The sequence below is a fragment of the Pseudomonas sp. CCI1.1 genome, from assembly GCF_034348165.1.
GTDB lineage: Bacteria > Pseudomonadota > Gammaproteobacteria > Pseudomonadales > Pseudomonadaceae > Aquipseudomonas > Aquipseudomonas paracarnis.
The window spans coordinates 61,478-84,136 of sequence record NZ_CP133780.1; the positions used below are offsets into that span (position 1 = coordinate 61,478).

At 58.3% G+C, this 22,659-nt stretch carries 20 protein-coding genes; 16 read left to right on the forward strand and 4 right to left on the reverse strand.

Annotated elements, in window-relative coordinates; translation table 11 throughout:
* Positions 1-21 precede the first annotated feature (21 nt).
* A complete protein-coding gene (gltA, locus tag RHM69_RS00300; RefSeq protein ID WP_014717728.1) occupies positions 22-1,311 on the reverse strand; it encodes a citrate synthase in 1,290 nt (429 codons plus the stop codon).
* Positions 1,312-1,676: 365 nt separating this feature from the next.
* On the opposite strand from gltA, the gene sdhC reads away from it, so the two are divergent.
* From sdhC to RHM69_RS00355, 11 genes are all read left to right on the forward strand, one after another.
* The gene (gene sdhC, locus RHM69_RS00305; RefSeq protein ID WP_014717729.1) at positions 1,677-2,051 is read left to right on the forward strand and encodes a succinate dehydrogenase, cytochrome b556 subunit; all 375 of its coding nucleotides are present in this window, start codon (positions 1,677-1,679) and stop codon (positions 2,049-2,051) included.
* Complete coding sequence (gene sdhD / locus RHM69_RS00310; protein ID WP_003172805.1) at positions 2,045-2,413, forward strand: succinate dehydrogenase, hydrophobic membrane anchor protein; 369 nt, start codon at positions 2,045-2,047, stop codon at positions 2,411-2,413. The genes sdhC and sdhD overlap by 7 nt, the downstream gene beginning before the upstream one ends.
* 3 nt (positions 2,414-2,416) lie before the next feature.
* Positions 2,417-4,189, forward strand: coding sequence for a succinate dehydrogenase flavoprotein subunit (sdhA, locus tag RHM69_RS00315; protein WP_014717730.1), 1,773 nt, complete (start codon positions 2,417-2,419; stop codon positions 4,187-4,189).
* Positions 4,190-4,200: 11 nt separating this feature from the next.
* Entirely contained in the window at positions 4,201-4,905 is a 705-nt protein-coding gene (locus RHM69_RS00320) for a succinate dehydrogenase iron-sulfur subunit (protein WP_003172807.1), read from the forward strand.
* Positions 4,906-5,167: 262 nt separating this feature from the next.
* Positions 5,168-7,999 carry a 2-oxoglutarate dehydrogenase E1 component gene (locus tag RHM69_RS00325; protein WP_014717731.1) on the forward strand — a complete coding sequence of 944 codons (2,832 nt, stop codon included), beginning with the start codon at positions 5,168-5,170 and terminating at the stop codon, positions 7,997-7,999.
* A gap of 44 nt (positions 8,000-8,043) precedes the next feature.
* Positions 8,044-9,267, forward strand: coding sequence for a 2-oxoglutarate dehydrogenase complex dihydrolipoyllysine-residue succinyltransferase (gene odhB / locus RHM69_RS00330; RefSeq protein WP_014717732.1), 1,224 nt, complete (start codon positions 8,044-8,046; stop codon positions 9,265-9,267).
* A gap of 99 nt (positions 9,268-9,366) precedes the next feature.
* Complete coding sequence (gene lpdA, locus RHM69_RS00335; RefSeq protein ID WP_014717733.1) at positions 9,367-10,803, forward strand: dihydrolipoyl dehydrogenase; 1,437 nt, start codon at positions 9,367-9,369, stop codon at positions 10,801-10,803.
* Positions 10,804-11,007: 204 nt separating this feature from the next.
* Positions 11,008-12,174 carry an ADP-forming succinate--CoA ligase subunit beta gene (gene sucC, locus RHM69_RS00340; protein WP_003190011.1) on the forward strand — a complete coding sequence of 389 codons (1,167 nt, stop codon included), beginning with the start codon at positions 11,008-11,010 and terminating at the stop codon, positions 12,172-12,174.
* Complete coding sequence (sucD, locus tag RHM69_RS00345) at positions 12,174-13,055, forward strand: succinate--CoA ligase subunit alpha (protein WP_003190013.1); 882 nt, start codon at positions 12,174-12,176, stop codon at positions 13,053-13,055. The genes sucC and sucD overlap by 1 nt, the downstream gene beginning before the upstream one ends.
* A 428-nt stretch (positions 13,056-13,483) precedes the next feature.
* The gene (gene brnQ, locus RHM69_RS00350; RefSeq protein ID WP_003190014.1) at positions 13,484-14,797 is read left to right on the forward strand and encodes a branched-chain amino acid transport system II carrier protein; all 1,314 of its coding nucleotides are present in this window, start codon (positions 13,484-13,486) and stop codon (positions 14,795-14,797) included.
* Between the two features lie 256 nt (positions 14,798-15,053).
* Complete coding sequence (locus tag RHM69_RS00355) at positions 15,054-15,794, forward strand: DUF599 domain-containing protein (RefSeq protein WP_019816707.1); 741 nt, start codon at positions 15,054-15,056, stop codon at positions 15,792-15,794.
* 84 nt (positions 15,795-15,878) lie between these two features.
* Here RHM69_RS00355 and RHM69_RS00360 read toward each other — a convergent pair whose 3' ends face one another.
* Positions 15,879-16,136, reverse strand: a complete 258-nt coding sequence (locus RHM69_RS00360) for a hypothetical protein (protein ID WP_003190018.1) — start codon at positions 16,134-16,136, stop codon at positions 15,879-15,881.
* 156 nt (positions 16,137-16,292) lie between these two features.
* Here RHM69_RS00360 and RHM69_RS00365 point away from each other — a divergent pair, with 156 nt between their 5' ends.
* The 4 genes from RHM69_RS00365 to RHM69_RS00380 all read left to right on the forward strand — a co-directional run bounded on the left by RHM69_RS00365 (position 16,293) and on the right by RHM69_RS00380 (position 20,007).
* Positions 16,293-16,769: a PaaI family thioesterase gene (locus RHM69_RS00365; protein ID WP_014717736.1), complete on the forward strand. Its 477-nt coding sequence runs from the start codon at positions 16,293-16,295 to the stop codon at positions 16,767-16,769.
* The gene (locus RHM69_RS00370) at positions 16,766-17,218 is read left to right on the forward strand and encodes a PaaI family thioesterase (protein WP_038449582.1); all 453 of its coding nucleotides are present in this window, start codon (positions 16,766-16,768) and stop codon (positions 17,216-17,218) included. The genes RHM69_RS00365 and RHM69_RS00370 overlap by 4 nt, the downstream gene beginning before the upstream one ends.
* Before the next feature lie 89 nt (positions 17,219-17,307).
* Positions 17,308-19,212 carry a molecular chaperone HtpG gene (gene htpG / locus RHM69_RS00375; RefSeq protein ID WP_014717738.1) on the forward strand — a complete coding sequence of 635 codons (1,905 nt, stop codon included), beginning with the start codon at positions 17,308-17,310 and terminating at the stop codon, positions 19,210-19,212.
* Positions 19,213-19,278: 66 nt separating this feature from the next.
* Positions 19,279-20,007: a dienelactone hydrolase family protein gene (locus RHM69_RS00380; RefSeq protein WP_102666806.1), complete on the forward strand. Its 729-nt coding sequence runs from the start codon at positions 19,279-19,281 to the stop codon at positions 20,005-20,007.
* A gap of 99 nt (positions 20,008-20,106) precedes the next feature.
* Here RHM69_RS00380 and RHM69_RS00385 read toward each other — a convergent pair whose 3' ends face one another.
* Complete coding sequence (locus RHM69_RS00385) at positions 20,107-20,973, reverse strand: pirin family protein (RefSeq protein ID WP_020301699.1); 867 nt, start codon at positions 20,971-20,973, stop codon at positions 20,107-20,109.
* A gap of 62 nt (positions 20,974-21,035) precedes the next feature.
* Positions 21,036-21,452, reverse strand: a complete 417-nt coding sequence (locus RHM69_RS00390) for an OsmC family protein (RefSeq protein WP_014717741.1) — start codon at positions 21,450-21,452, stop codon at positions 21,036-21,038.
* Between the two features lie 139 nt (positions 21,453-21,591).
* Here RHM69_RS00390 and RHM69_RS00395 point away from each other — a divergent pair, with 139 nt between their 5' ends.
* Positions 21,592-22,614 carry an amidohydrolase family protein gene (locus RHM69_RS00395; protein ID WP_102666805.1) on the forward strand — a complete coding sequence of 341 codons (1,023 nt, stop codon included), beginning with the start codon at positions 21,592-21,594 and terminating at the stop codon, positions 22,612-22,614.
* Positions 22,615-22,659 lie beyond the last annotated feature (45 nt).

The following is a 22,659-nucleotide window of genomic DNA, read 5'->3' on the forward strand; positions in this document are numbered from 1 at the left end:
TGCAGCTAAGCAGTTGAATGCTTACTTGCGGTCTTCCAGCTTGGTGATGTCACGCGACTCGTAGCCGGTGTACAGCTGGCGCGGGCGGCCAATCTTGTACGGGCTGGAGAGCATTTCTTTCCAGTGGGAGATCCAGCCCACGGTCCGCGCCAGGGCGAAGATCACGGTGAACATGCTGGTTGGAATGCCGATCGCCTTGAGGATGATCCCCGAGTAGAAGTCGACGTTCGGGTACAGAGAACGTTCGATGAAGTACGGGTCGGTCAGGGCGATCTCTTCCAGGCGCATGGCTAGTTCGAGTTGCGGATCGTTCTTGATGCCCAGTTCCTTCAACACTTCGTCGCAGGTCTGCTTCATGACGGTAGCGCGCGGGTCGCGGTTCTTGTAGACCCGGTGACCGAAGCCCATCAACTTGAACGGATCGTTCTTGTCCTTGGCCTTGGCGATGAAGGTGTCGATGTTGGACACATCGCCGATTTCATCGAGCATGGTCAATACGGCTTCGTTCGCACCGCCGTGGGCAGGGCCCCACAGTGCGGCGATACCGGCGGCAATACAGGCGAACGGGTTGGCACCCGAAGAGCCCGCCAGGCGCACGGTAGAGGTGGAAGCGTTCTGCTCGTGGTCGGCGTGGAGGATGAAGATCCGGTCCATGGCCTTGGCGAGCACCGGGCTGATCGGTTTGATCTCGCACGGGGTGTTGAACATCATGTGCAGGAAGTTTTCCGCGTACGTCAGGTCGTTGCGCGGGTACATCATGGGTTGGCCCATGGAGTACTTGTAAACCATTGCGGCCAGGGTAGGCATCTTGGCAACCAGGCGGATCGCGGAAATTTCGCGATGCTGCGGGTTATTGATGTCCAGGGAGTCGTGATAGAAGGCCGACAGGGCGCCTACTACACCGCACATGACGGCCATCGGGTGGGCGTCGCGACGGAAGCCGTTGAAGAAGGTCTTCAACTGCTCGTGAACCATGGTGTGGTTCTTCACGGTGCTGACGAACTGGGCTTTCTGCTCGGCTGTTGGCAATTCGCCATTTAGCAGCAGGTAGCAGGTTTCCAGGTAGTCCGACTTTTCAGCCAGTTGCTCGATCGGGTAGCCGCGATGAAGCAGAATGCCATTATCACCATCGATATAGGTGATCTTCGACTCGCAGGACGCGGTCGACATGAAGCCTGGGTCGAAAGTAAAACGGCCCGTGGCCGTCAGGCCCCGTACGTCGATAACATCAGGACCAACGGTGCCGGTTAAAATGGGCAGCTCGACGGGGGCTGCGCCCTCGATGATCAACTGCGCTTTTTTGTCAGCCATGTGGCCTCCTATTTATGCTTCAAATCATCAGACAGACCCCCCACGCAGGGCCCGCACCACTATATTGATATAAATCCAGATGTCAATTTGCCTAAAGTCTTGCGCCAGAAGGCTTTAACCGTACTTTTTCGTCGAAATTGACTGCCATTTACGCCTTTTATCCCGCCAGCGCAATCAGCTATTAGGGTGAGGTGTGCGCGTTGTCATTAGTAACCTAACTGTCTATACTCGGCCACCGACCGCCAAGGGCTTTTGGGCTTGCTTTCATTGGGGGTCGCACTCCCTGGGTGGTGCTTACCTGACCAGTCGCACTCCCCAACAACTTTGCCCTGATTGTTAGGGGCTCTTCAGTGTGAAAAAAAGCCGTGAATAGCCAACGACCTGTAAACCTAGACCTAAGGACCATCAAACTCCCCATCACCGGCGTTACGTCGTTCCTGCACCGTGTTTCCGGCATCATCCTGTTCCTGGGCTTGGGCATCATGCTTTATGCATTGAGCAAATCCCTGGGTTCCGAGGAAGGATACGCCGAGGTGAAGGCATGCTTGACCAGCCCGCTGGCCAAGTTCGTAGCATGGGGCCTCCTGTCCTCTCTTCTGTATCACCTGGTAGCCGGTGTGCGCCACTTGATCATGGACATGGGCATCGGTGAGACGCTGGAAGGCGGCCGCCTGGGCTCGAAAATCATCGTCGCCATTTCCGTGGTGCTGATCGTTCTGGCAGGAGTTTGGATATGGTAACCAGCGTAACGAATCTGTCGCGTTCGGGCCTCTATGACTGGATGGCACAGCGTGTGTCTGCGGTCGTTCTCGCGGCTTATTTCATTTTCCTGATCGGATACCTCGTCGCAAACCCGGGCATCGGCTATGAGCAATGGCACGGCCTGTTTTCCCACAATGCGATGCGAATCTTCAGTCTGCTGGCCCTTGTAGCCCTGGGCGCTCACGCCTGGGTTGGCATGTGGACCATCGCGACTGACTACCTGACGCCGATGGCGCTGGGCAAGTCCGCGACTGCAGTACGTTTCCTCTTCCAGGCAGTATGCGGCGTCGCGATGTTCGCTTACTTCGTCTGGGGTGTGCAGATTCTTTGGGGTATCTGATTCATGGCTAACATTCCAACTATTTCATTCGACGCCATCATTATTGGTGGCGGCGGTGCTGGCATGCGCGCTGCGCTGCAGCTGGCCCAGGGCGGTCACAAGACTGCCGTGATCACCAAGGTGTTCCCGACGCGTTCCCACACCGTATCGGCCCAGGGTGGTATCACCTGCGCCATCGCCTCCGCCGACCCGAACGATGACTGGCGCTGGCACATGTACGATACCGTCAAGGGTTCCGACTATATCGGTGACCAGGACGCTATCGAATACATGTGTCAGGAAGGCCCGGCCGCGGTGTTCGAGCTGGACCACATGGGTCTGCCGTTCTCCCGTACCGAGCAAGGCCGTATCTACCAGCGTCCATTCGGTGGCCAGTCCAAGGATTACGGTAAAGGCGGCCAGGCTGCCCGTACTTGCGCTGCGTCCGACCGTACCGGTCACGCGCTGCTGCATACCCTTTACCAAGGCAACCTGAAAGCCGGTACCACGTTCCTGAACGAGTACTACGCGGTTGATCTGGTGAAGAACGGCAAGGGCGAGTTCGTCGGTGTGATCGCCATCTGCATCGAAACCGGTGAAACCACCTACATCCGCGCCAAGGCGACTGTGCTGGCGACCGGTGGTGCAGGTCGTATCTACGCTTCTACCACCAATGCCCTGATCAACACCGGTGACGGCGTCGGCATGGCCCTGCGTGCTGGCGTACCGGTACAAGACATCGAAATGTGGCAGTTCCACCCGACCGGCATCGCCGGCGCCGGTGTACTGGTGACCGAAGGTTGCCGTGGTGAAGGTGGTTACCTGATCAACAAGCACGGCGAGCGTTTCATGGAGCGTTATGCTCCGAACGCCAAAGACTTGGCTGGCCGTGACGTTGTGGCACGTTCGATGGTTAAAGAGATCATCGCCGGTAACGGCTGTGGTCCGAATGGCGACCACGTACTGCTCAAGCTCGATCACCTGGGTGAAGAAGTGCTGCACAGCCGCCTGCCTGGTATCTGCGAGCTGTCCAAGACCTTCGCCCACGTTGACCCGGTAGTTGCTCCGGTTCCAGTGGTTCCAACTTGCCACTATATGATGGGCGGCGTGCCGACCAACATTCACGGCCAGGCAATCACCCAGAACGCCGACGGCCAGGACGAGATCATCCATGGTCTGTTCGCAGTAGGTGAAGTGGCTTGCGTATCGGTTCACGGTGCCAACCGCCTGGGCGGCAACTCGCTGCTCGACCTGGTGGTATTCGGCCGTGCGGCCGGCCTGCACCTTGAGAAGGCGCTGACTGACGGCATCGAATACGATGACGCCACCGACGCCAACATCGAAGCGGCCCTGGCGCGTCTGAACGCTCTGAACGAGCGCACGGATGGCGAAGACGTAGCAACCCTGCGTCGCGAGCTGCAAAGCTGCATGCAGAACTACTTCGGTGTGTTCCGTACCGGCGAATACATGCAGAAGGGCATCGCCCAGTTGGCTGACCTGCGCAAGCGCATCGCCAACGTCAAGATCAACGATAAGAGCCAGGCGTTCAACACTGCTCGTATCGAAGCCCTTGAGCTGCAAAACCTGCTGGAAGTGGCTGAAGCGACGGCGATCGCCGCCGAGGTTCGTAAAGAATCCCGTGGTGCTCACGCTCGTGAAGACTTTGAAGATCGCGACGACGAAAACTGGTTGTGCCACACCCTGTACTTCCCGGGTGACAAGCGCGTAACCAAGCGTGCCGTGAACTTCTCGCCGAAGACGGTGCCGACGTTTGAACCGAAGATTCGGACTTACTAAGGGTGGCTGCCATGTTGAAAGTCAGTGTTTATCGCTACAACCCTGATCAGGACGCCGCGCCGTTCATGCAGGAGTTCCAGGTCGATACCGGTGGTAAAGACCTGATGGTGCTGGATGTACTGGCACTGATCAAAGAGCAGGACGAGGGTTTCTCCTATCGTCGCTCTTGCCGTGAAGGTGTGTGCGGTTCCGACGGCATGAACATCAACGGCAAAAACGGCCTGGCGTGCATCACGCCGCTGTCCGCCGTGGTCAAAGGCAACAAGCTGATTGTTCGTCCACTGCCAGGTTTGCCGGTTATCCGTGACCTGGTCGTCGATATGAGCATCTTCTACAAGCAATACGAGAAAGTTAAGCCGTTCCTGCAGAACGACACGCCGGCTCCGGCCATCGAGCGTCTGCAGTCCCCGGAAGAACGTGAAAAACTCGATGGCCTGTACGAGTGCATCCTGTGCGCTTGCTGCTCGACATCCTGCCCGTCCTTCTGGTGGAACCCGGACAAGTTCCTGGGTCCAGCTGCGCTGCTGCAAGCCTACCGCTTCCTGGCAGACAGCCGTGATACCAAGACGTCCGAGCGTCTGGCTTCGCTGGATGACCCGTTCAGCGTATTCCGCTGCCGCGGGATCATGAACTGCGTCAACGTATGTCCTAAAGGCCTGAACCCGACTAAGGCCATTGGTCACATCCGTAACATGCTGCTGCAGAGCGGCGTGTAACTGACGTTGTAGTAAAAGCAGGACCGTTGTGCCCGTAAATGCTGCGGCGCAGGCTTCAACCGGCGCCGTAGTTTTAACTTGAGCAGCGACTTACAAAGCCGCGGCTCTTATTTTGAAGAAATGAGACAAGCAGGGGCATTCGGGTTGGTACCCGAACTATCAGCGTGATCCTAAGTGGCTTGTTTTGGTCGCTGCACTTGGCCTTTTGCAAGCAAACTCGGTGTTTTCGCCGGTGGTGTCCCCAAATCGAGGGTGACCAAGCATGCAAGAAAGCGTGATGCAGCGCATGTGGAACAGCGGCTATCTTTCAGGTGGTAACGCTGCCTATGTGGAAGAGCTTTATGAGCTCTACCTGCACGACCCTAACGCTGTGCCAGAAGAATGGCGCACCAAATTTCAGACGTTGTCTTCAGACGGCAACGCTGCCACCGATGTATCGCACGCAACAATTCGCGATCAGTTCGTGCTGCTGGCAAAGAACCAGCGCCGCGCCCAACCGGTTTCCGCCGGCAGCGTGAGCAGTGAGCATGAGAAGAAGCAAGTTGAAGTACTGCGACTGATCCAGGCCTACCGTATGCGTGGCCACCAGGCAGCCCAGCTTGACCCGCTGGGGCTGTGGCAGCGTCCTGCACCTGCAGACCTGTCGATCAATCATTACGGCTTGACCAATGCCGATCTTGATACGACCTTCCGTGCCGGCGACCTGTTCATCGGCAAAGAGGAAGCGAGCCTACGCGAAATTCACGAAGCGTTGCAGCAGACATATTGCCGCACCATCGGCGCTGAATTTACGCACATCACCGATTCCGAGCAGCGCCAGTGGTTCCAGCACCGCCTGGAAGGCGTGCGTGGCCGTCCGGTATTGTCCGCCGATGTGCGCGGCCACCTGCTGGAGCGCGTGACCGCGGCCGAAGGCCTCGAGAAATACCTGGGCACCAAATACCCAGGCACCAAACGTTTCGGCCTGGAAGGCGGCGAAAGCCTGATTCCGATGCTCGACGAGCTGATCCAGCGTTCCGGTTCCTATGGCACCAAGGAAATCGTGATCGGCATGGCTCACCGTGGTCGCCTGAACGTGTTGGTCAACACCTTCGGCAAGAACCCGCGTGAGCTGTTCGACGAGTTCGAAGGCAAGAAGAAGGTCGAACTGGGTTCCGGTGACGTTAAATACCACCAGGGCTTCTCGTCCAACGTGATGACCACCGGCGGTGAAGTTCACCTGGCCATGGCATTCAACCCCTCCCACCTGGAAATCGTTTCGCCAGTGGTCGAGGGTTCGGTACGTGCTCGCCAGGATCGTCGTAACGATTCCACCGGTGAGAAGGTTCTGCCGATTTCCATCCACGGTGACGCGGCATTCGCCGGTCAAGGCGTGGTCCTGGAAACGTTCCAGATGTCGCAGACTCGCGGCTTCAAGACCGGTGGTACCGTTCACATCGTCATCAACAACCAGGTGGGCTTCACCATCAGCAACCCGTTGGACGCGCGTTCCACCGAGTACGCCACCGACGTTGCCAAGATGATCCAGGCGCCGATCCTCCATGTGAATGGCGATGATCCGGAAGCCGTGCTGTTCGTGACCCAACTGGCTGTCGACTACCGCATGCAGTTCAAGCGTGACGTGGTCATCGACCTGGTTTGCTACCGCCGTCGCGGTCACAACGAAGCGGACGAGCCAAGCGGCACCCAGCCGTTGATGTACCAGCAGATCACCAAGCAGCGCACCACCCGTGAGCTGTACGCCGAAAGCCTGACCAAGGCCGGCGTGGTTGACGATGCGCGTGTTCAGGCGAAAGTCGACGAATACCGCAACGCGCTGGATAACGGCCTGCATGTAGTGAAAAGCCTGGTCAAGGAGCCGAACAAAGAGCTGTTCGTTGACTGGCGCCCATACCTGGGTCACACCTGGACTGCACGTCACGATACCTCGTTCGATTTGAAGACGTTGCAGGAACTGTCCGCCAAGCTGCTGGAAATTCCCGAAGGCTTCGTCGTACAGCGCCAGGTTGCGAAGATCTACGAAGACCGTCAGAAGATGCAAGCCGGTGGCCTGCCGATCAACTGGGGTTACGCCGAAACCATGGCGTACGCGACCCTGGCGTTCGAAGGTCACCCGATCCGCATGACCGGCCAGGACATCGGCCGCGGTACGTTCTCGCACCGTCATGCTGTATTGCACAACCAGAAAGACGCGGGCACCTACATCCCGTTGCAGAACCTGTACGAAGGCCAGCCACGTTTCGACCTGTACGATTCGTTCCTGTCCGAAGAAGCCGTACTGGCGTTCGAATACGGTTACTCGACCACCACGCCGAACGCGCTGGTGATCTGGGAAGCCCAGTTCGGCGACTTCGCCAACGGTGCCCAGGTGGTTATCGACCAGTTCATCACCAGCGGCGAGCACAAGTGGGGCCGTCTGTGCGGTCTGACCATGCTGCTGCCACACGGTTATGAAGGTCAGGGCCCTGAGCACTCCTCGGCCCGTCTGGAGCGTTACCTGCAATTGTGCGCCGAGCACAACATTCAGGTGTGCGTGCCGACGACCCCGGCGCAGATCTACCACTTGCTGCGTCGCCAGGTGATCCGTCCGCTGCGCAAGCCGCTGGTGGTACTGACGCCGAAGTCGCTGTTGCGTCACAAGCTGGCCGTTTCGACCCTGGAAGATCTGGCCCAAGGTTCGTTCCAGACCGTGATTCCAGAGATCGATACGCTGGACGCCGCCAAGGTCACTCGCCTGATCCTGTGCAGCGGCAAGGTCTACTACGATCTGTTGGAAAAACGCCGTGCCGAAGGCCGCGAAGACATCGCCATCGTGCGTATCGAGCAGCTTTATCCGTTCCCGGAAGATGACCTCATGGAGATCATCGCGCCTTACACCAACCTCACGAACGTAGTGTGGTGTCAGGAAGAACCGATGAACCAGGGCGCCTGGTACAGCAGCCAGCATCATCTGCGTCGCAGCATCGGCAACCACAACAAGGCTTTGGTCCTTGAGTACGCCGGTCGTGATGCTTCTGCTGCACCTGCCTGTGGTTACGCGTCGATGCACGCCGAGCAGCAGGAAAAACTGCTGCAAGATGCTTTCACTGTTTAACGCCTTCGCGCTGACTGAAACCGAATTTTAAGGACCTACAGATAATGGCTATCGAAATCAAAGCCCCGTCATTCCCGGAATCGGTTGCCGATGGCACCGTTGCCACCTGGCACAAGAAACCAGGCGAGGCCGTCAAGCGTGACGACCTGATCGTCGACATCGAGACCGACAAAGTCGTTCTGGAAGTGTTGGCCGAAGCTGACGGCGTGCTGGGCGCAATCGTTGCTGAAGAGGGCGCTACCGTTCTGTCGAACCAGGTACTGGGCTCGATCGAAGAGGGCAGCGCTGCTGCCGCTGCTCCTGCTCCTGCCGCTGCTGCACCGGCTGCTTCTGCGCCTGCCGCACCGGCTGCGGGTGGCGAAGATCCAATCGCTGCACCGGCTGCGCGTCAACTGGCTGAGGAAAACGGCATCAACCTGGCTTCCATCAAGGGCACCGGCAAAGATGGCCGTGTGACCAAGGAAGACGTGGTTGCCGCAGTTGAAGCCAAGAAGAACGCTCCGGCTGCCGCACCTGCCAAGGCTGCAGCGCCTGCTGCCGCTGCGCCTGTGTTTGCCGCTGGCGACCGCACCGAGAAGCGCGTACCGATGACTCGTGTACGTGCCACCGTGGCCAAGCGCCTGGTTGAAGCTCAGTCGAACATGGCGATGCTGACCACCTTCAACGAAGTCGACATGACCGAAGTCATGGCCCTGCGTTCGAAGTACAAGGACCTGTTTGAGAAGTCCCACAACGGTGTGCGCCTGGGCTTCATGTCGTTCTTCGTGAAAGCGGCCACCGAAGCGCTGAAGCGCTTCCCGGCAGTCAACGCTTCGATCGACGGCGGCGACATCGTTTACCACGGCTACTCGGATATCGGCGTTGCCGTCTCCAGCGACCGCGGCCTGGTGGTTCCAGTCCTGCGTAACGCCGAGCTGATGAGCCTGGCCGAAATCGAAGGCGGCATCGCTGGCTTCGGCAAGAAAGCCCGTGACGGCAAGCTGACCATCGACGAGATGACCGGCGGTACCTTCACCATCACCAACGGTGGTACCTTCGGTTCGATGATGTCGACGCCGATCGTCAACCCACCGCAGGCCGCGATCCTGGGCATGCACAACATCATCCAGCGTCCGATGGCCATCAACGGCCAAGTCGTGATCCGCCCAATGATGTACCTGGCACTGTCTTACGATCACCGCCTGATCGACGGTAAAGAAGCCGTGACGTTCCTGGTGACCATCAAGAACCTGCTGGAAGACCCGGCTCGCCTGCTCCTGGACATCTGATAGAAGCAGTTGCACGTTGCGAGCTACAAGCTGTAGGAAAAAGCAGCTTGGCTTGCAACGTGTGACTAGAAGCTTGTCGCAAATAGAGGATCTATTTTCATGACACAGAAATTTGACGTTGTAGTGATTGGTGCAGGCCCTGGCGGCTATGTTGCCGCCATCAAGGCTGCGCAACTGGGCCTGTCCACTGCTTGCATCGAAAAATACACCGACAAGGAAGGCAAACTGGCGCTGGGCGGTACTTGCCTGAACGTGGGTTGCATTCCGTCCAAGGCGCTGCTGGACAGCTCCTGGAAATTCCACGAAGCCCAAGACGGCTTTGCGATCCACGGCATCAACCATGCTGGCGTGACCATGGACGTACCCGCAATGGTCGGCCGTAAAGCCAACATCGTCAAAGGCCTGACTTCCGGCGTTGCCACCTTGTTCAAGGCCAACGGCGTGACTTCCATTCAAGGCCACGGCAAGCTGCTGGCCGGCAAGAAAGTTGAAGTCACCAAGCCAGACGGTTCGGTTGAAGTCATCGAAGCCGAAAACGTGATCCTGGCACCCGGCTCGCGTCCAATCGACATTCCGCCTGCTCCTGTTGATAACAACGTGATCGTTGATTCGACCGGCGCCCTGGAATTCCAAGCTGTGCCTAAGCGTCTGGGCGTCATCGGCGCTGGCGTGATCGGTTTGGAACTGGGTTCGGTATGGTCCCGCCTGGGTGCTCAAGTCACCGTGCTGGAAGCCCTGGATACATTCCTGCTGGCTGCCGACACCGCGGTGTCCAAGGAAGCGCTGAAAACCCTGACCAAACAAGGTCTGGACATCAAGCTCGGCGCCCGTGTTACCGGTTCCAAGGTCAACGGCGAAGAAGTCGTAGTGACCTACACCGATAAAGACGGCGAGCAGACCATCACTTTCGACAAGCTGATCGTCGCCGTGGGCCGCCGCCCAGTGACCAACGACTTGCTGGCTTCCGACAGCGGCGTGAACATCGACGAGCGTGGTTTCATCCACGTTGACGATCATTGCGCCACCACCGTGCCTGGCGTCTATGCCATTGGCGACGTGGTTCGTGGCATGATGCTGGCCCACAAGGCTTCCGAAGAGGGCATCATGGTCGTTGAGCGCATCAAGGGTCACAAGACCCAGATGAACTACGACCTGATCCCATCGGTTATCTACACCCACCCGGAAATTGCATGGGTCGGCAAGAACGAACAGCAGTTGAAAGCTGAAGGCGTTGAAGTTAACGTCGGCACCTTCCCGTTTGCCGCTTCTGGCCGTGCCATGGCAGCCAACGACACCGGTGGTTTTGTCAAAGTCATCGCTGATGCCAAGACTGACCGCGTATTGGGCGTCCACGTGATTGGCCCAAGCGCTGCAGAACTGGTTCAGCAAGGCGCGATCGGCATGGAATTCGGCACCAGTGCCGAGGACTTGGGCATGATGGTCTTCTCCCATCCGACCCTGTCCGAAGCGCTGCACGAAGCTGCGTTGGCAGTGAATGGCGGCGCCATCCACATTGCCAACAAGAAGAAGCGCTAAGCGAGATAATAAGAAACCACGGCGGAGTTGCCCGTCGTGAGCCTTGCGCGCAAGACTCACCGCGGAATATCCGCTGGACGCAGCCTTGCGCAGCTTTACGGGCCATAAGCCCCGCAAGTTGCGCGAGCAGCAGTCACAGGTGGCGCGGCACTCATAATGAGCGCAGCGCCGAATGCGCAGTACCTAACGAAGACGGTAAAAAGCATGAATCTTCACGAGTATCAGGGTAAGCAGCTGTTCGCTGAATACGGCCTGCCAGTTTCCAAGGGCTACGCAGTAGACACCCCGGAAGCAGCAGCAGAAGCTTGCGACAAAATCGGCGGCAGCGAGTGGGTTGTCAAAGCCCAGGTCCACGCCGGTGGTCGCGGTAAAGCGGGCGGCGTCAAGCTGGTTCGCAGCAAAGAAGACGCCAAGGCCTTCGCACAGCAGTGGCTGGGCAAGCGTCTGGTGACTTACCAGACTGATGCCAATGGCCAACCAGTCACCAAGATCCTGGTTGAATCGTGCACTGATATCGCTAAAGAGCTGTACCTGGGCGCTGTCGTTGACCGTTCGAGCCGTCGCATCGTGTTCATGGCTTCCACCGAAGGTGGCGTGGACATCGAGAAAATTGCTCACGAAACCCCAGAAAAAATTCTGAAGGCCACTATCGATCCACTGGTTGGCGCTCAGCCATTCCAGGGTCGTGAACTGGCTTTCCAGTTGGGCCTGGAAGGCAAGCAAGTTGCCCAGTTCGCCAAGATCTTCGTAGGTCTGGCCAAACTGTTCCAGGATCACGATCTGGCCCTGCTGGAAGTGAACCCGCTGGTGATCAAGGCTGACGGCGATCTGCACTGCCTTGATGCCAAGATCAACATCGACGCCAACGCCATGTACCGTCAGCCTAAGCTGAAGACTTTCCACGATCCGTCGCAAGACGATCCGCGCGAAGCGCACGCTGCCAAGTTCGAACTGAACTACGTAGCCCTGGAAGGCAACATCGGCTGCATGGTCAACGGTGCCGGCCTGGCCATGGGTACCATGGACATCGTCAACCTGCATGGCGGCAAGCCAGCCAACTTCCTCGACGTAGGTGGTGGCGCTACCAAGGAACGCGTTACCGAAGCGTTCAAGATCATCCTGTCCGACTCCAACGTCGCTGCAGTACTGGTCAACATCTTCGGCGGCATCGTTCGTTGCGACATGATTGCCGAAGGCATCATCGGTGCAGTGAAAGAAGTCGGCGTTAAAATCCCGGTTGTTGTTCGCCTTGAAGGTAACAACGCTGAACTGGGCGCTAAAGTACTGGCAGAAAGCGGTTTGAACATCATCGCGGCTACCAGCCTGACCGACGCTGCTCAACAAGTTGTCAAAGCTGCGGAGGGCAAGTAATGAGCGTCCTGATCAATAAAGACACCAAAGTTATCTGCCAGGGTATTACCGGTTCGCAAGGTAGTTTCCACACCCAGCAAGCCATCGAATACGGCACCCAGATGGTTGGCGGCGTAACTCCAGGCAAAGGCGGCACCGAGCACCTGGGCCTGCCCGTGTTCAACACCGTGAAAGAAGCAGTAGAAGCCACTGGCGCCACCGCCAGCGTGATCTACGTTCCAGCTCCTTTCTGCAAGGACTCGATCCTGGAAGCGGCATTCGGCGGCATCAAGCTGATCGTCTGCATCACCGAAGGCATTCCTACCCTGGACATGCTGGACGCTAAAGTTAAGTGCGACGAACTGGGCGTAGTCCTGATCGGCCCTAACTGCCCAGGCGTGATCACCCCAGGCGAATGCAAGATCGGCATCATGCCAGGTCACATTCACTTGCCAGGTAAAGTCGGTATCGTTTCCCGTTCCGGCACCCTGACCTATGAAGCTGTCAAGCAGACCACTGACGCCGGTTTCGGTCAGTCGACTTGCGTCGGCATCGGCGGTGACCCGATCCCAGGCTCCAACTTCATCGACATCCTGAAGCTGTTCCAGGAAGACCCGAAGACCGAAGCGATCGTAATGATCGGTGAGATCGGCGGTTCGGCTGAAGAAGAAGCGGCTGCCTACATCAAGGCACACGTGACCAAGCCGGTTGTTTCCTACATCGCTGGTGTGACTGCCCCTGCGGGCAAGCGCATGGGCCATGCTGGCGCAATCATCTCTGGCGGCAAAGGCACTGCAGACGAGAAATTCGCTGCACTGCAAGACGCAGGCGTTAAAACCGTGCGTTCGCTGGCAGACATCGGCAAGGCCCTGGCCGAGCTGACCGGTTGGGCTGTCAAGTAAGCCTCGCGCTTAGCTGACGCTTCACCACACAAAGGCCACCTTCGGGTGGCCTTTGTGCTTTCTGGGTATACCCAGATTTGGGGATGTACTCGGTTCAATGTGGGAGCTGGCTTGCCTGCGATGCAGACACCTCGGCGCATCAGCCATGCCCAGTCGATGCCATCGCAGGCAAGCCAGCGCCCACAGGGTTCTGTGTTGCCCAATTAAGTATGAAAACGCGACATTGAAATGTCGCTTATCGGACAGTCCGCCCCGCAACAGTGCGTTTGTCAGCCTAATTCTGTACTCTAGCCGCCTCTTTATGCGTCCGAGTCCCAAAAGGAAGCTGCGCGCTAGACCGGTCGGTCCCCACAAGGGCCGGCAGCATTTCCCTCATCCATAGGGAAGCCCTCTCTAAATTCCGATTCAGTAGTGTGGTATTTCCTCAAATGAAAGTGTTGAAAAGCCAGGATATCCTGGCGCTGGGCTTTATGACCTTTGCCCTGTTCGTGGGCGCCGGCAACATCATCTTCCCGCCTATCGTTGGTTTGCAGTCCGGGCCGCATGTCTGGATGGCGGCGCTGGGCTTTCTGATCACCGCGGTCGGTTTGCCGGTGGTCACTGTGATCGCCCTGGCCAAGGTCGGTGGTGGCATGGATGCGCTGAGCAGCCCGATTGGCAAGATCGCCGGTGGCCTGCTGGCGGCAGCGGCCTACCTGGCAGTGGGCCCGCTGTTTGCGACCCCGCGCACCGCAACAGTATCGTTTGAAGTGGGCCTGGCGCCCTTGACCGGTGAGAGCCCGTTGGCACTGTTCCTCTACAGCTCGGTGTATTTCCTGGTGGTGTTCTTTGTCTCCCTGTACCCAGGTCGACTGCTGGACACCGTGGGCCGTTTCCTGGCGCCGCTGAAAATCATCGCCCTGGCTATTCTCGGCATCGCTGCGTTTGCCTTGCCCGCCGGTGAGGTGGGGGTTGCCACGCCGGAATACGTTGCCGCGCCGTTCTCCCAAGGCTTTATCAATGGTTACCTGACCATGGATACCCTGGGCGCCCTGGTGTTCGGCATCGTGATCGTCAACGCGATTCGCTCCCGTGGCGTCGAGTCACCCAAGCTGATCACTCGCTACGCGATCATTGCCGGGCTGATTGCCGGCGTGGGCCTGGCACTGGTGTACGTCAGCCTGTTCCGCCTGGGTTCGGGCAGCCATGCCGTGGCCGCGGGTGCCAGCAATGGCGCGGCGGTACTGCACGCCTATGTGCAATACACGTTCGGCTCCCTGGGCAGTGGTTTCCTCGCCGTGCTGATTTCCCTGGCATGCCTGGTGACCGCCGTGGGCCTGACCTGTGCCTGCGCCGAGTACTTCAGCAAGATCCTGCCGCTGTCCTACAAGACCCTGGTGGTGATCCTGGCACTGTTCTCGCTGTTTGTGTCCAACTTGGGCTTGACCAAACTCATTGCCTTCTCGATCCCGGTGCTGACCGCGATCTACCCGCCATGCATCGTGTTGGTGGCCTTGAGCTTCTGCAAAGGGTTCTGGCAGGAGCAGGGCCGTATTGTCGGCCCGGTGATGCTGGTGTCGTTCATCTTTGGCTGCATCGACGCACTCAAGGGTGCAGGCCTGGCGGGTTGGATGCCTACGCAACTGGTAAACCTGCCGTTGAGCGAACAAGGCCTGGCGTGGCTGGTGCCGTCGGTGATGACGCTGGTCGTGGCCGTGGTGATTGACCGTATGCTGGGCAAGCGCAGCGAAGCCATCGCGTAACGCGCGGTTGAGCTCTACTGAAATGCCCCGTATCAAACGATACGGGGCATTTTTTTTGAGTCGCTGGCAGTGTCTTTTTTTTGGGAATGGCGTCAAAAATCTCAAGTTGAAAACACTGGTCGGTGTGGGAGCTGGCTTGCCTGCGATGGCGGCACATCGGTTGTGCGCGGTGGTGACTGCAAAGACGCTATCGCAGGCAAGCCAGCTCCCACATTTGGACTGTGTCGGCCCTATCATCCTGTGTACAAGGACCTGCATGTCGTTCGTTGAAGTCAATTGGATCCATTTGATCGCCGCACTCTGGTTTGTCATCTGCTGGGGCGGCTACACCCGTTACGCAACGTGGAAAGCCCGGGACACGGCGTGCCTGGCCAGTGTGTTGCACCTGTACCGTGAAGACTGGATGCGCCGCATGCTGCTGCGCGACAACCGTATCGCCGACGCCAGTGTGATCGGTAACCTGGAGCGCAATGCCTCGTTCTTTGCCTCCAGCACCTTGATCATCCTCGCCGGTATTCTCACGGTGCTGGGGGCTTCGGAACGCGCAGTGTCACTGCTGGCGGACATTCCCATGGTGCAGCAGGCATCCCAGGGCATGTCGGAGATCAAATTGCTGTGCCTGGCACTGGTGTTCGTCTATGCCTTTTTCACCTTCAGCTGGTGCATGCGCCAGTACAACTTCGCGGCGGTGCTGGTGGGCTCGGCGCCCATGATCGGTGAACGGCACGTGTCAGAGCAGGAGCGCAAGGCGTTTGCTTTGCGGGCGGCTCGAGTGATTTCGATGGCGGCCAACCAGTTCAACTTTGGCCTGCGCGCCTATTACTTCGGCATGACCATGCTGGCCTGGTTTGTCAGCCCCTGGTTGTTCATGTTGATGAGTAGCGGGGTGGTGCTGGTGCTGTACCGCCGCGAGTTCCATTCCGATGTATTGCAGGTGATGGTGTATACCCCGACCGATATGCCGGGAGCCGACGTTGTAAAAGACGGCGCACAGTAGCGCTGCAAGCAAATCGCAGACAAAGAAAAGCCCGCTTTAATCAGCGGGCTTTCTTTTGCTGCAATACTGCTTTAAACCCTGCGATTACTGCTTGGCAGGTTCTGCAGGTGCGGCAGGTGCAGCTTCTTTTGCAGCAGCTTCGTTCGATTCGGCCTGAGCTTTGGCAGCTTCAGCGTTTTCTTTCGCAGCGTCGTTCACTTTATCCTGTGCTTTAGCCATGTCTTGCTGTGCTTGCTCAGAGTGTGCAGCGGCATCTTGGGCTTTGTCTTCGGATTTCTTGTCGCAGGCAGCCAGACCGAGAGCAGCGGCCAGCATCATGGAAATAGCTAATGTCTTACGCATGGGGTGTTTCTCCTTATTGAAGATATCTACTGGCCTTTCGAACCCAAGGGGCCAGCATTAGTTCCTTATGTCCCACAGATATATAGCATGTTTCGTACAGGAACTTTACCCAGTCATTCCAATCCGCCGAATTCACACTAATAAGAGTCTAAAACAATGACCGTAAACCCTTTGTTGGAGCGTGCCGTGCGCTTCGTTTCGGCCCTGCGCCATTGCCAGGTGCTGGGTGTGGCGGTGCATGAAGCCAGCGAGGAGGGCATGACCCTCGTACTGCCTTATGGGCCGCATATTGTCGGTGATCCCCTGACCGGGGTGATCCACGGCGGCGCGCTGACCTCATTGATGGACACCGCGTGCGGCATGGCAACCCTGTGCGTACTGCCCGAGTTCGAGGTGTGCCCCACCCTGGACCTGCGTATCGACTACATGCATCCCGCCGAACCCCATAAGCCGGTGTATGGCTTCGCGCAATGCTACCGGGTGACCACCGACGTGATCTTCACCCGTGGCGTTGCCTATCAGGATGACCCGCAACAACCTATCGCCCATGTGGTGGGCACATTCATGCGCATGGGCAAGCGCCTCAAAGGCACCCAAGGCTTGGGCACGGTCATCAAGGGAGAGCAGGCATGACGCATCGGTTCAAGACCCGTCTGGAGCAAGCCCTCGATCGTGGCGACTGTGACGCGCTGCTCGAGTTGGTGCCTTATGCCAGGTTGATCGGCATCGAATGCACCCGGCTGGGGGATGAGTTGCTGTTTCGCCTGCCGGCCAACCAGGACAATATTGGTAACCCCATATTGCCGGCGCTGCATGGCGGGGTGATCGCCGGCTTCATGGAGTTGGCAGCTGCCCTGCACCTGATGGTGTTTACGGGCGCTCCGGGCCTGCCGAAAATCATCGACTTCTCCCTGGATTACCTGCGCGCCGGCCAGTTTCGTGACACCTATGCCAAGTGCCAGGTATGGCGTCAGGGCCGGCGCGTGGCCAACGTGGCGATTACCGCCTGGCAGAGCACACCGGCCGAACCGATTGCCACCGCCCGCGCACATTTCAAGATTGAGGAATTGGCCCGCCCTTGAAATCCTGGCCTGAGCCCCCAACTTTGATGACAACCCGCCGCCAACCCTTTCGGGCGCGGCCACTGCCATCCAATTGGAGTTTGATGACCATGAGTGTGGAAACTCAAAAGGAAACCCTGGGCTTCCAGACCGAGGTGAAGCAACTGCTGCACCTCATGATCCATTCGCTGTATTCCAACAAGGAAATTTTCCTTCGCGAATTGATCTCGAACGCCTCTGACGCTGTCGACAAATTACGTTTCGAAGCCCTGTCCAAGCCTGAGTTGCTGGAAGGCGGCGCGGAACTCAAGATCCGTGTGAGCTACGACAAAGACGCCAAGACCGTCACCCTCGAAGACAACGGTATCGGCATGAGCCGTGACGATGCGATCACCCACCTGGGGACCATCGCCAAGTCCGGCACCGCAGATTTCATGAAGAACCTGTCGGGCGACCAGAAAAAAGACTCTCACCTGATCGGCCAATTCGGCGTGGGCTTCTATTCGGCCTTCATCGTCGCCGACAAGGTTGAAGTCTTCAGCCGCCGCGCCGGCCTTGACGCCAGCGAAGGCGTGCACTGGGCTTCCAAGGGCGAGGGCGAATTTGAAATCGCCACGATCGACAAGGCTGACCGTGGCACGCGCATCGTGCTGCACCTGAAAGCCGGTGAAGATGAATTCGCCGATGGCTGGCGCCTGCGCAACATCATCAAGAAGTACTCCGACCACATCGCGTTGCCGATCGAGTTGCCCAAGGAACAGACCGTTGCCGAAGGCGAAGAAGCCCCGGCGGTAGAGTGGGAAACCGTCAACCGCGCCAGCGCCCTGTGGACCCGTCCGCGTACCGAGATCAAGGACGAGGAATACCAGGAGTTCTACAAGCACATCGGCCACGACTACGAGAACCCGCTGAGCTGGAGCCACAACAAGGTTGAAGGCAAGCTCGAATACAGCTCGCTGCTCTACGTACCGGCCCGTGCTCCGTTCGACCTGTACCAGCGTGAAGCGCCAAAAGGCCTGAAGCTGTACGTGCAGCGCGTGTTCGTAATGGACCAGGCGGAATCCTTCCTGCCGCTGTACCTGCGCTTTATCAAAGGTGTGGTCGACTCCAACGACCTGTCGCTGAACGTGTCGCGGGAAATCCTGCAGAAAGACCCGATCATCGACTCCATGAAGTCGGCGCTCACCAAGCGCGTACTCGACATGCTGGAAAAGCTGGCGAAGAACGAGCCTGAGCAATACAAGAGCTTCTGGAAAAACTTCGGCCAGGTCATGAAAGAAGGCCCGGCGGAAGATTTTGCCAACAAGGAAAAAATCGCCGGTTTGCTGCGTTTTGCCTCGACTCAGGGTGAAGACGGCGAGCAGGTTGTGTCCCTGGCTGACTACCTGGCACGTGCCAAGGAAGGTCAGGACAAGATCTACTACCTGACCGGCGAAACCTACGCCCAGGTCAAGAACAGCCCGCACCTGGAAGTCTTCCGCAAGAAAGGCATCGAAGTGCTGCTGCTGACCGACCGTATCGATGAGTGGCTGATGAGCTACCTCACCGAGTTCGACGGCAAAACCTTCGTCGACGTGGCCCGTGGTGACCTGGACCTGGGGAACCTGGACTCCGAAGAAGAGAAGAAGGAAGCCGAAGAAGTCGCCAAGTCCAAAGAGGGCCTGGTTGAGCGCATCAAGGCTTCCCTGGGCGAAGCGGTGAGTGAAGTGCGGGTTTCCCACCGCCTGACCGACTCTCCTGCGATCCTGGCCATCGGCGAGCAGGACCTGGGCATGCAGATGCGCCAGATTCTGGAAGCCAGCGGCCAGAAAGTGCCGGATTCCAAGCCGATCTTCGAATTCAACCCGTCTCACCCGCTGATCGAGAAACTCGATGGCGAGCAGAGCGAAGAGCGGTTTGGTGACCTGTCGCACATCCTCTTCGACCAGGCCGCCCTGGCAGCCGGCGACAGCTTGAAGGACCCGGCCGCGTATGTGCGCCGACTGAACAAGCTGTTGGTTGAATTGTCGGTTTAACACCGTTGTAGAAAAACCCGCTTCGGCGGGTTTTTTCGTTTGTGCGCACCTCAACTGGAGTGAATCATGAGCCAAGTCACTGTACGTTCCGTGGTCTATCAGATTGATGGCCAGTCTTATGAAAGCCGTCTGGCGTTCGATGCCAGCCACAAGGGCCCGTTGCCGGGACTGCTGATGGCGCCGAACTGGATGGGCGTGAGTGTGGGGGCCGAAGAGATCGCGAAGGCCGTTGCCGGCAAAGGCTACGTGGTGTTGATTGCCGACCTCTACGGGCAAAACGTACGTCCTTCAAATGGCGATGAAGCGGGCGCGGCGATGATGCCGTTGAAGAATGATCGCCCGTTGCTGAACAAGCGCATGCAAGCAGCGTTAGAGCAACTGCAAGGCCAGACTGAGGCAGCAGTGGACACCTCGAAACTGGCCACCTTCGGCTTCTGCTTTGGCGGTTGCTGCTCCCTGGAGCTGGCCCGTACCGGCGCGCCGCTGAAGGCTGCCGTGTCGTTCCATGGCACCCTGGATACACCGAACCCGGCGGATGCGAAGAACATCAAGGGGTCAGTGCTGGTGCTGCATGGCGCCTCGGACCCGTTGGTGCCCCAAGAGCAACTGCCGGCGTTCGAAGATGAAATGAACGCGGCGGGTGTGGATTGGCAGTTGCTGAGCTACGGCGGTGCGGTGCATTCCTTCACCGACCCCCATGCCAATGTGCCAGGCAAGATGATGTACGACGCCAAGACCGCTGCGCGGGCTTTCCAGTCGATGCATAACTTGTTGGATGAAGTGTTCAAGGGCTGATTCCTCAGCGCCTGATCGGACGCCATCGCAGGCAAGCCAGCTCCTACATTCTAAAATGTGTATACCCATCAAATGTGGGAGCTGGCTTGCCTGCGATAGCTATTTCACAGGCAACTCGATTCTTTCTGACTCCCCCGGCACGGTGGGCCAATCCCCGGCCGCCCAACGCTGTCTCGCCTGCTCGATCACCGCCGGATCACTCGCCACAAAATTCCAGTTGATCCGCCGTGGCCCATCCAGCGGCGCCCCGCCAAATACCATCAGGTGGCAATCACTCTCGGCATACAGGGTCATCTCCTGCCCAGTCGGCAATACCACCAAGCTGTTGACCTCCAGGGCTTCACCGTCCAACTGCACCTCACCCTCCAGCACATACACCGCACGTTCCTCATGTTCATCAGGAATCAACAGGGTGGTGGCGGTTTGCATCTGTACCTCGGCATACAGCGTCGGCGACAGTACCGGCACCGGTGACCTGAGGCAAAAACCATCACCGGCGATCAAACGCACCTGCACGCCGAGGTTATCGCTTTTCGGCAAGCTCGCCGCTGGGTGATGGCTGTAGTGTCCCGGCCCGGTCTCGTGGTCCTTGGGCGAGGCCAGCCATACCTGCAGGCCATGCAGGTTGAAGCCACTGGCCTTGACCGCTTCAGGTGTGCGCTCGACGTGGGCAATCGCGCTGCCGGCGGTCATCCAGCTGACATCGCCGGCTTGCACCACCTGGTCCGAGCCAAGGCTGTCCTTATGCTGCAAGACGCCTTCAAACAGGTAAGTAAGGGTGGACAGGCCGATATGGGGATGCTGGCGGATATTCATGCCGTTACCCGGTGCGTAGCGGGTCGGCAGCATGTGGTCGAAAAACACAAAGGGCCCGACGCTGCGGCATTCACGCGAGGGCAGGGGCCGCAGGATAGGCTGGCCTTCTACATCTTCGGGGCGAGGGCGAATCACGGTGAGAGTGGTCATGGGCATCCCAGTCTGAGCGGGTTAGATGCTTTGAGCATAACCCGCTCGATGGGAAGGTGGGGCTATTGGCTGAAGGCACCTTCCGACAATTTTGTCTCGATAGTGACTTCGGCAGTGGTCATCAGCTTATGTACCGGGCATTTATCGGCGACGCGGTGCAGTTCATCGCGCTGGGCGTCGGTGAGTACGCCCTTGAGGGTCAGCTTGACGTTGAGCTTGTATTTACCCTTTTGCTCTTCGGCGCTGTCGTGAGTGACCTCCACGGTCACGCCGGTCAGCGGGATAGCTTTTTTCTGCGCGTAGAGCCTCACAGTCAAAGCTTTGCACGACGCCAGCGCAGCATCGAAATAATCGTGGGGGGAGGGCGCCGAATCGTCACCGCCCAGGCTCTTGGGCAGGTCGGTAAACAGCTCGTGATTATTGATATTCACGCTGTGACGAAAGTTTTCAGCGTTCAGCGTATTGACGGTAACAGGCATGGCAAACCTCATAAGGGCGCAGGATGAAGGTCATGCAGTTATAGAGCATGCTGGCACTCCAGTGTTCCGGTTTTTTCCATGCTGAACCCTGAAGGCTGGCGCAAGGTCTACCCGTATCAGCCCATATTGAGGTTTTACCGTGTCTGGAACCCGCCTGAGTCTTGCCTTGTTGCTTGCCATCAGCAGCCTTGCCGCGCAGGCTCGTGACTATGCCTACAGCGACGCGCACCTGCATTACGTGGATTTCTTTCAGGAGAGCGCCGGCATGGACAAGCTGCTCAAGGCCATGGCGGACAACCGCATTGAGCACGTCATGATTTCCGGGATTCCCGTGGCCAAGAAATGGCACGAAGACGAGCCCAAGCGCCCGCGCTATTACGCCGGTGACGACGCCGATGCTTATTGGTACAGCGCCACGGATGTGATCGTCGCGGCGGCAGTGAATAAACTTTCTCCTGCGCAACGCCAGCACTTTCACCCGTTCCTCGCCGGTTTCAATCCCAACGACAAGAACTCCGCCGCCCACATCCAGCGCATGCTCGACCTCAACCCTGGGCTGTGGCAGGGCATCGGTGAAGTGTTTACCCGCCATGATGACCTCACCGCGCTGACTTCCGGCGACACGCCGCGTGCCAATAACGAAGCCATGACGCGCATCTACCACCTGGCGGCCGAAAACGACCTGCCGGTGCTGCTGCATTCCAACATTACCTCCAAACGTGAGCGCAACCCACTGTACCTGGCGGAAGTCGAGCAGCCGTTACGCAACCACCCGCACACGCGTTTTATCTGGGCCCATGCCGGTACCAGCAAGGAAATTCACCGTCATCAGGTGCAGATGGACTTTTTGTTGCCTACCCTGACGCGCCTGCTTGAGGCGTACCCCAACCTGTATATCGACCTGTCCTGGAGCATGCTCACGCCCTATCTGCTGGATGACGCCGGCAAGCCACGGCCGCAATGGGTTGCGCTGGTGGCGCGCTTCCCGGATCGCTTCATGCTCGGCTCCGATGTTGTGGGGCGCTTCAATAAGTTGGGCAAGGAGATGCGCCGTTTCGATCCTTTCCTCGATGCGTTGCCCGAAGACGTTGCCCACAAGGTTGCGCGCTACAACTTCCTCGCCATCCTGCCCAAGCCGCATCGCGATGGCGACGCGCGTTGATATCGCGTTTTGATCTTACGCCAATGACCTCAGGTGCCGATAACG

Coding starts and splice junctions, on each gene's coding strand:
- gltA (WP_014717728.1), bottom strand. CDS start 1,311: ATGGCTGACAAAAAAGCGCAGTTGATCATCGAGGGCGCAGCCCCCGTC.
- sdhD (WP_003172805.1), top strand. CDS start 2,045: ATGGTAACCAGCGTAACGAATCTGTCGCGTTCGGGCCTCTATGACTGG.
- sdhA (WP_014717730.1), top strand. CDS start 2,417: ATGGCTAACATTCCAACTATTTCATTCGACGCCATCATTATTGGTGGC.
- RHM69_RS00320 (WP_003172807.1), top strand. CDS start 4,201: ATGTTGAAAGTCAGTGTTTATCGCTACAACCCTGATCAGGACGCCGCG.
- RHM69_RS00325 (WP_014717731.1), top strand. CDS start 5,168: ATGCAAGAAAGCGTGATGCAGCGCATGTGGAACAGCGGCTATCTTTCA.
- odhB (WP_014717732.1), top strand. CDS start 8,044: ATGGCTATCGAAATCAAAGCCCCGTCATTCCCGGAATCGGTTGCCGAT.
- lpdA (WP_014717733.1), top strand. CDS start 9,367: ATGACACAGAAATTTGACGTTGTAGTGATTGGTGCAGGCCCTGGCGGC.
- sucC (WP_003190011.1), top strand. CDS start 11,008: ATGAATCTTCACGAGTATCAGGGTAAGCAGCTGTTCGCTGAATACGGC.
- sucD (WP_003190013.1), top strand. CDS start 12,174: ATGAGCGTCCTGATCAATAAAGACACCAAAGTTATCTGCCAGGGTATT.
- brnQ (WP_003190014.1), top strand. CDS start 13,484: ATGAAAGTGTTGAAAAGCCAGGATATCCTGGCGCTGGGCTTTATGACC.
- RHM69_RS00355 (WP_019816707.1), top strand. CDS start 15,054: ATGTCGTTCGTTGAAGTCAATTGGATCCATTTGATCGCCGCACTCTGG.
- RHM69_RS00360 (WP_003190018.1), bottom strand. CDS start 16,136: ATGCGTAAGACATTAGCTATTTCCATGATGCTGGCCGCTGCTCTCGGT.
- RHM69_RS00365 (WP_014717736.1), top strand. CDS start 16,293: ATGACCGTAAACCCTTTGTTGGAGCGTGCCGTGCGCTTCGTTTCGGCC.
- RHM69_RS00370 (WP_038449582.1), top strand. CDS start 16,766: ATGACGCATCGGTTCAAGACCCGTCTGGAGCAAGCCCTCGATCGTGGC.
- htpG (WP_014717738.1), top strand. CDS start 17,308: ATGAGTGTGGAAACTCAAAAGGAAACCCTGGGCTTCCAGACCGAGGTG.
- RHM69_RS00380 (WP_102666806.1), top strand. CDS start 19,279: ATGAGCCAAGTCACTGTACGTTCCGTGGTCTATCAGATTGATGGCCAG.
- RHM69_RS00385 (WP_020301699.1), bottom strand. CDS start 20,973: ATGACCACTCTCACCGTGATTCGCCCTCGCCCCGAAGATGTAGAAGGC.
- RHM69_RS00390 (WP_014717741.1), bottom strand. CDS start 21,452: ATGCCTGTTACCGTCAATACGCTGAACGCTGAAAACTTTCGTCACAGC.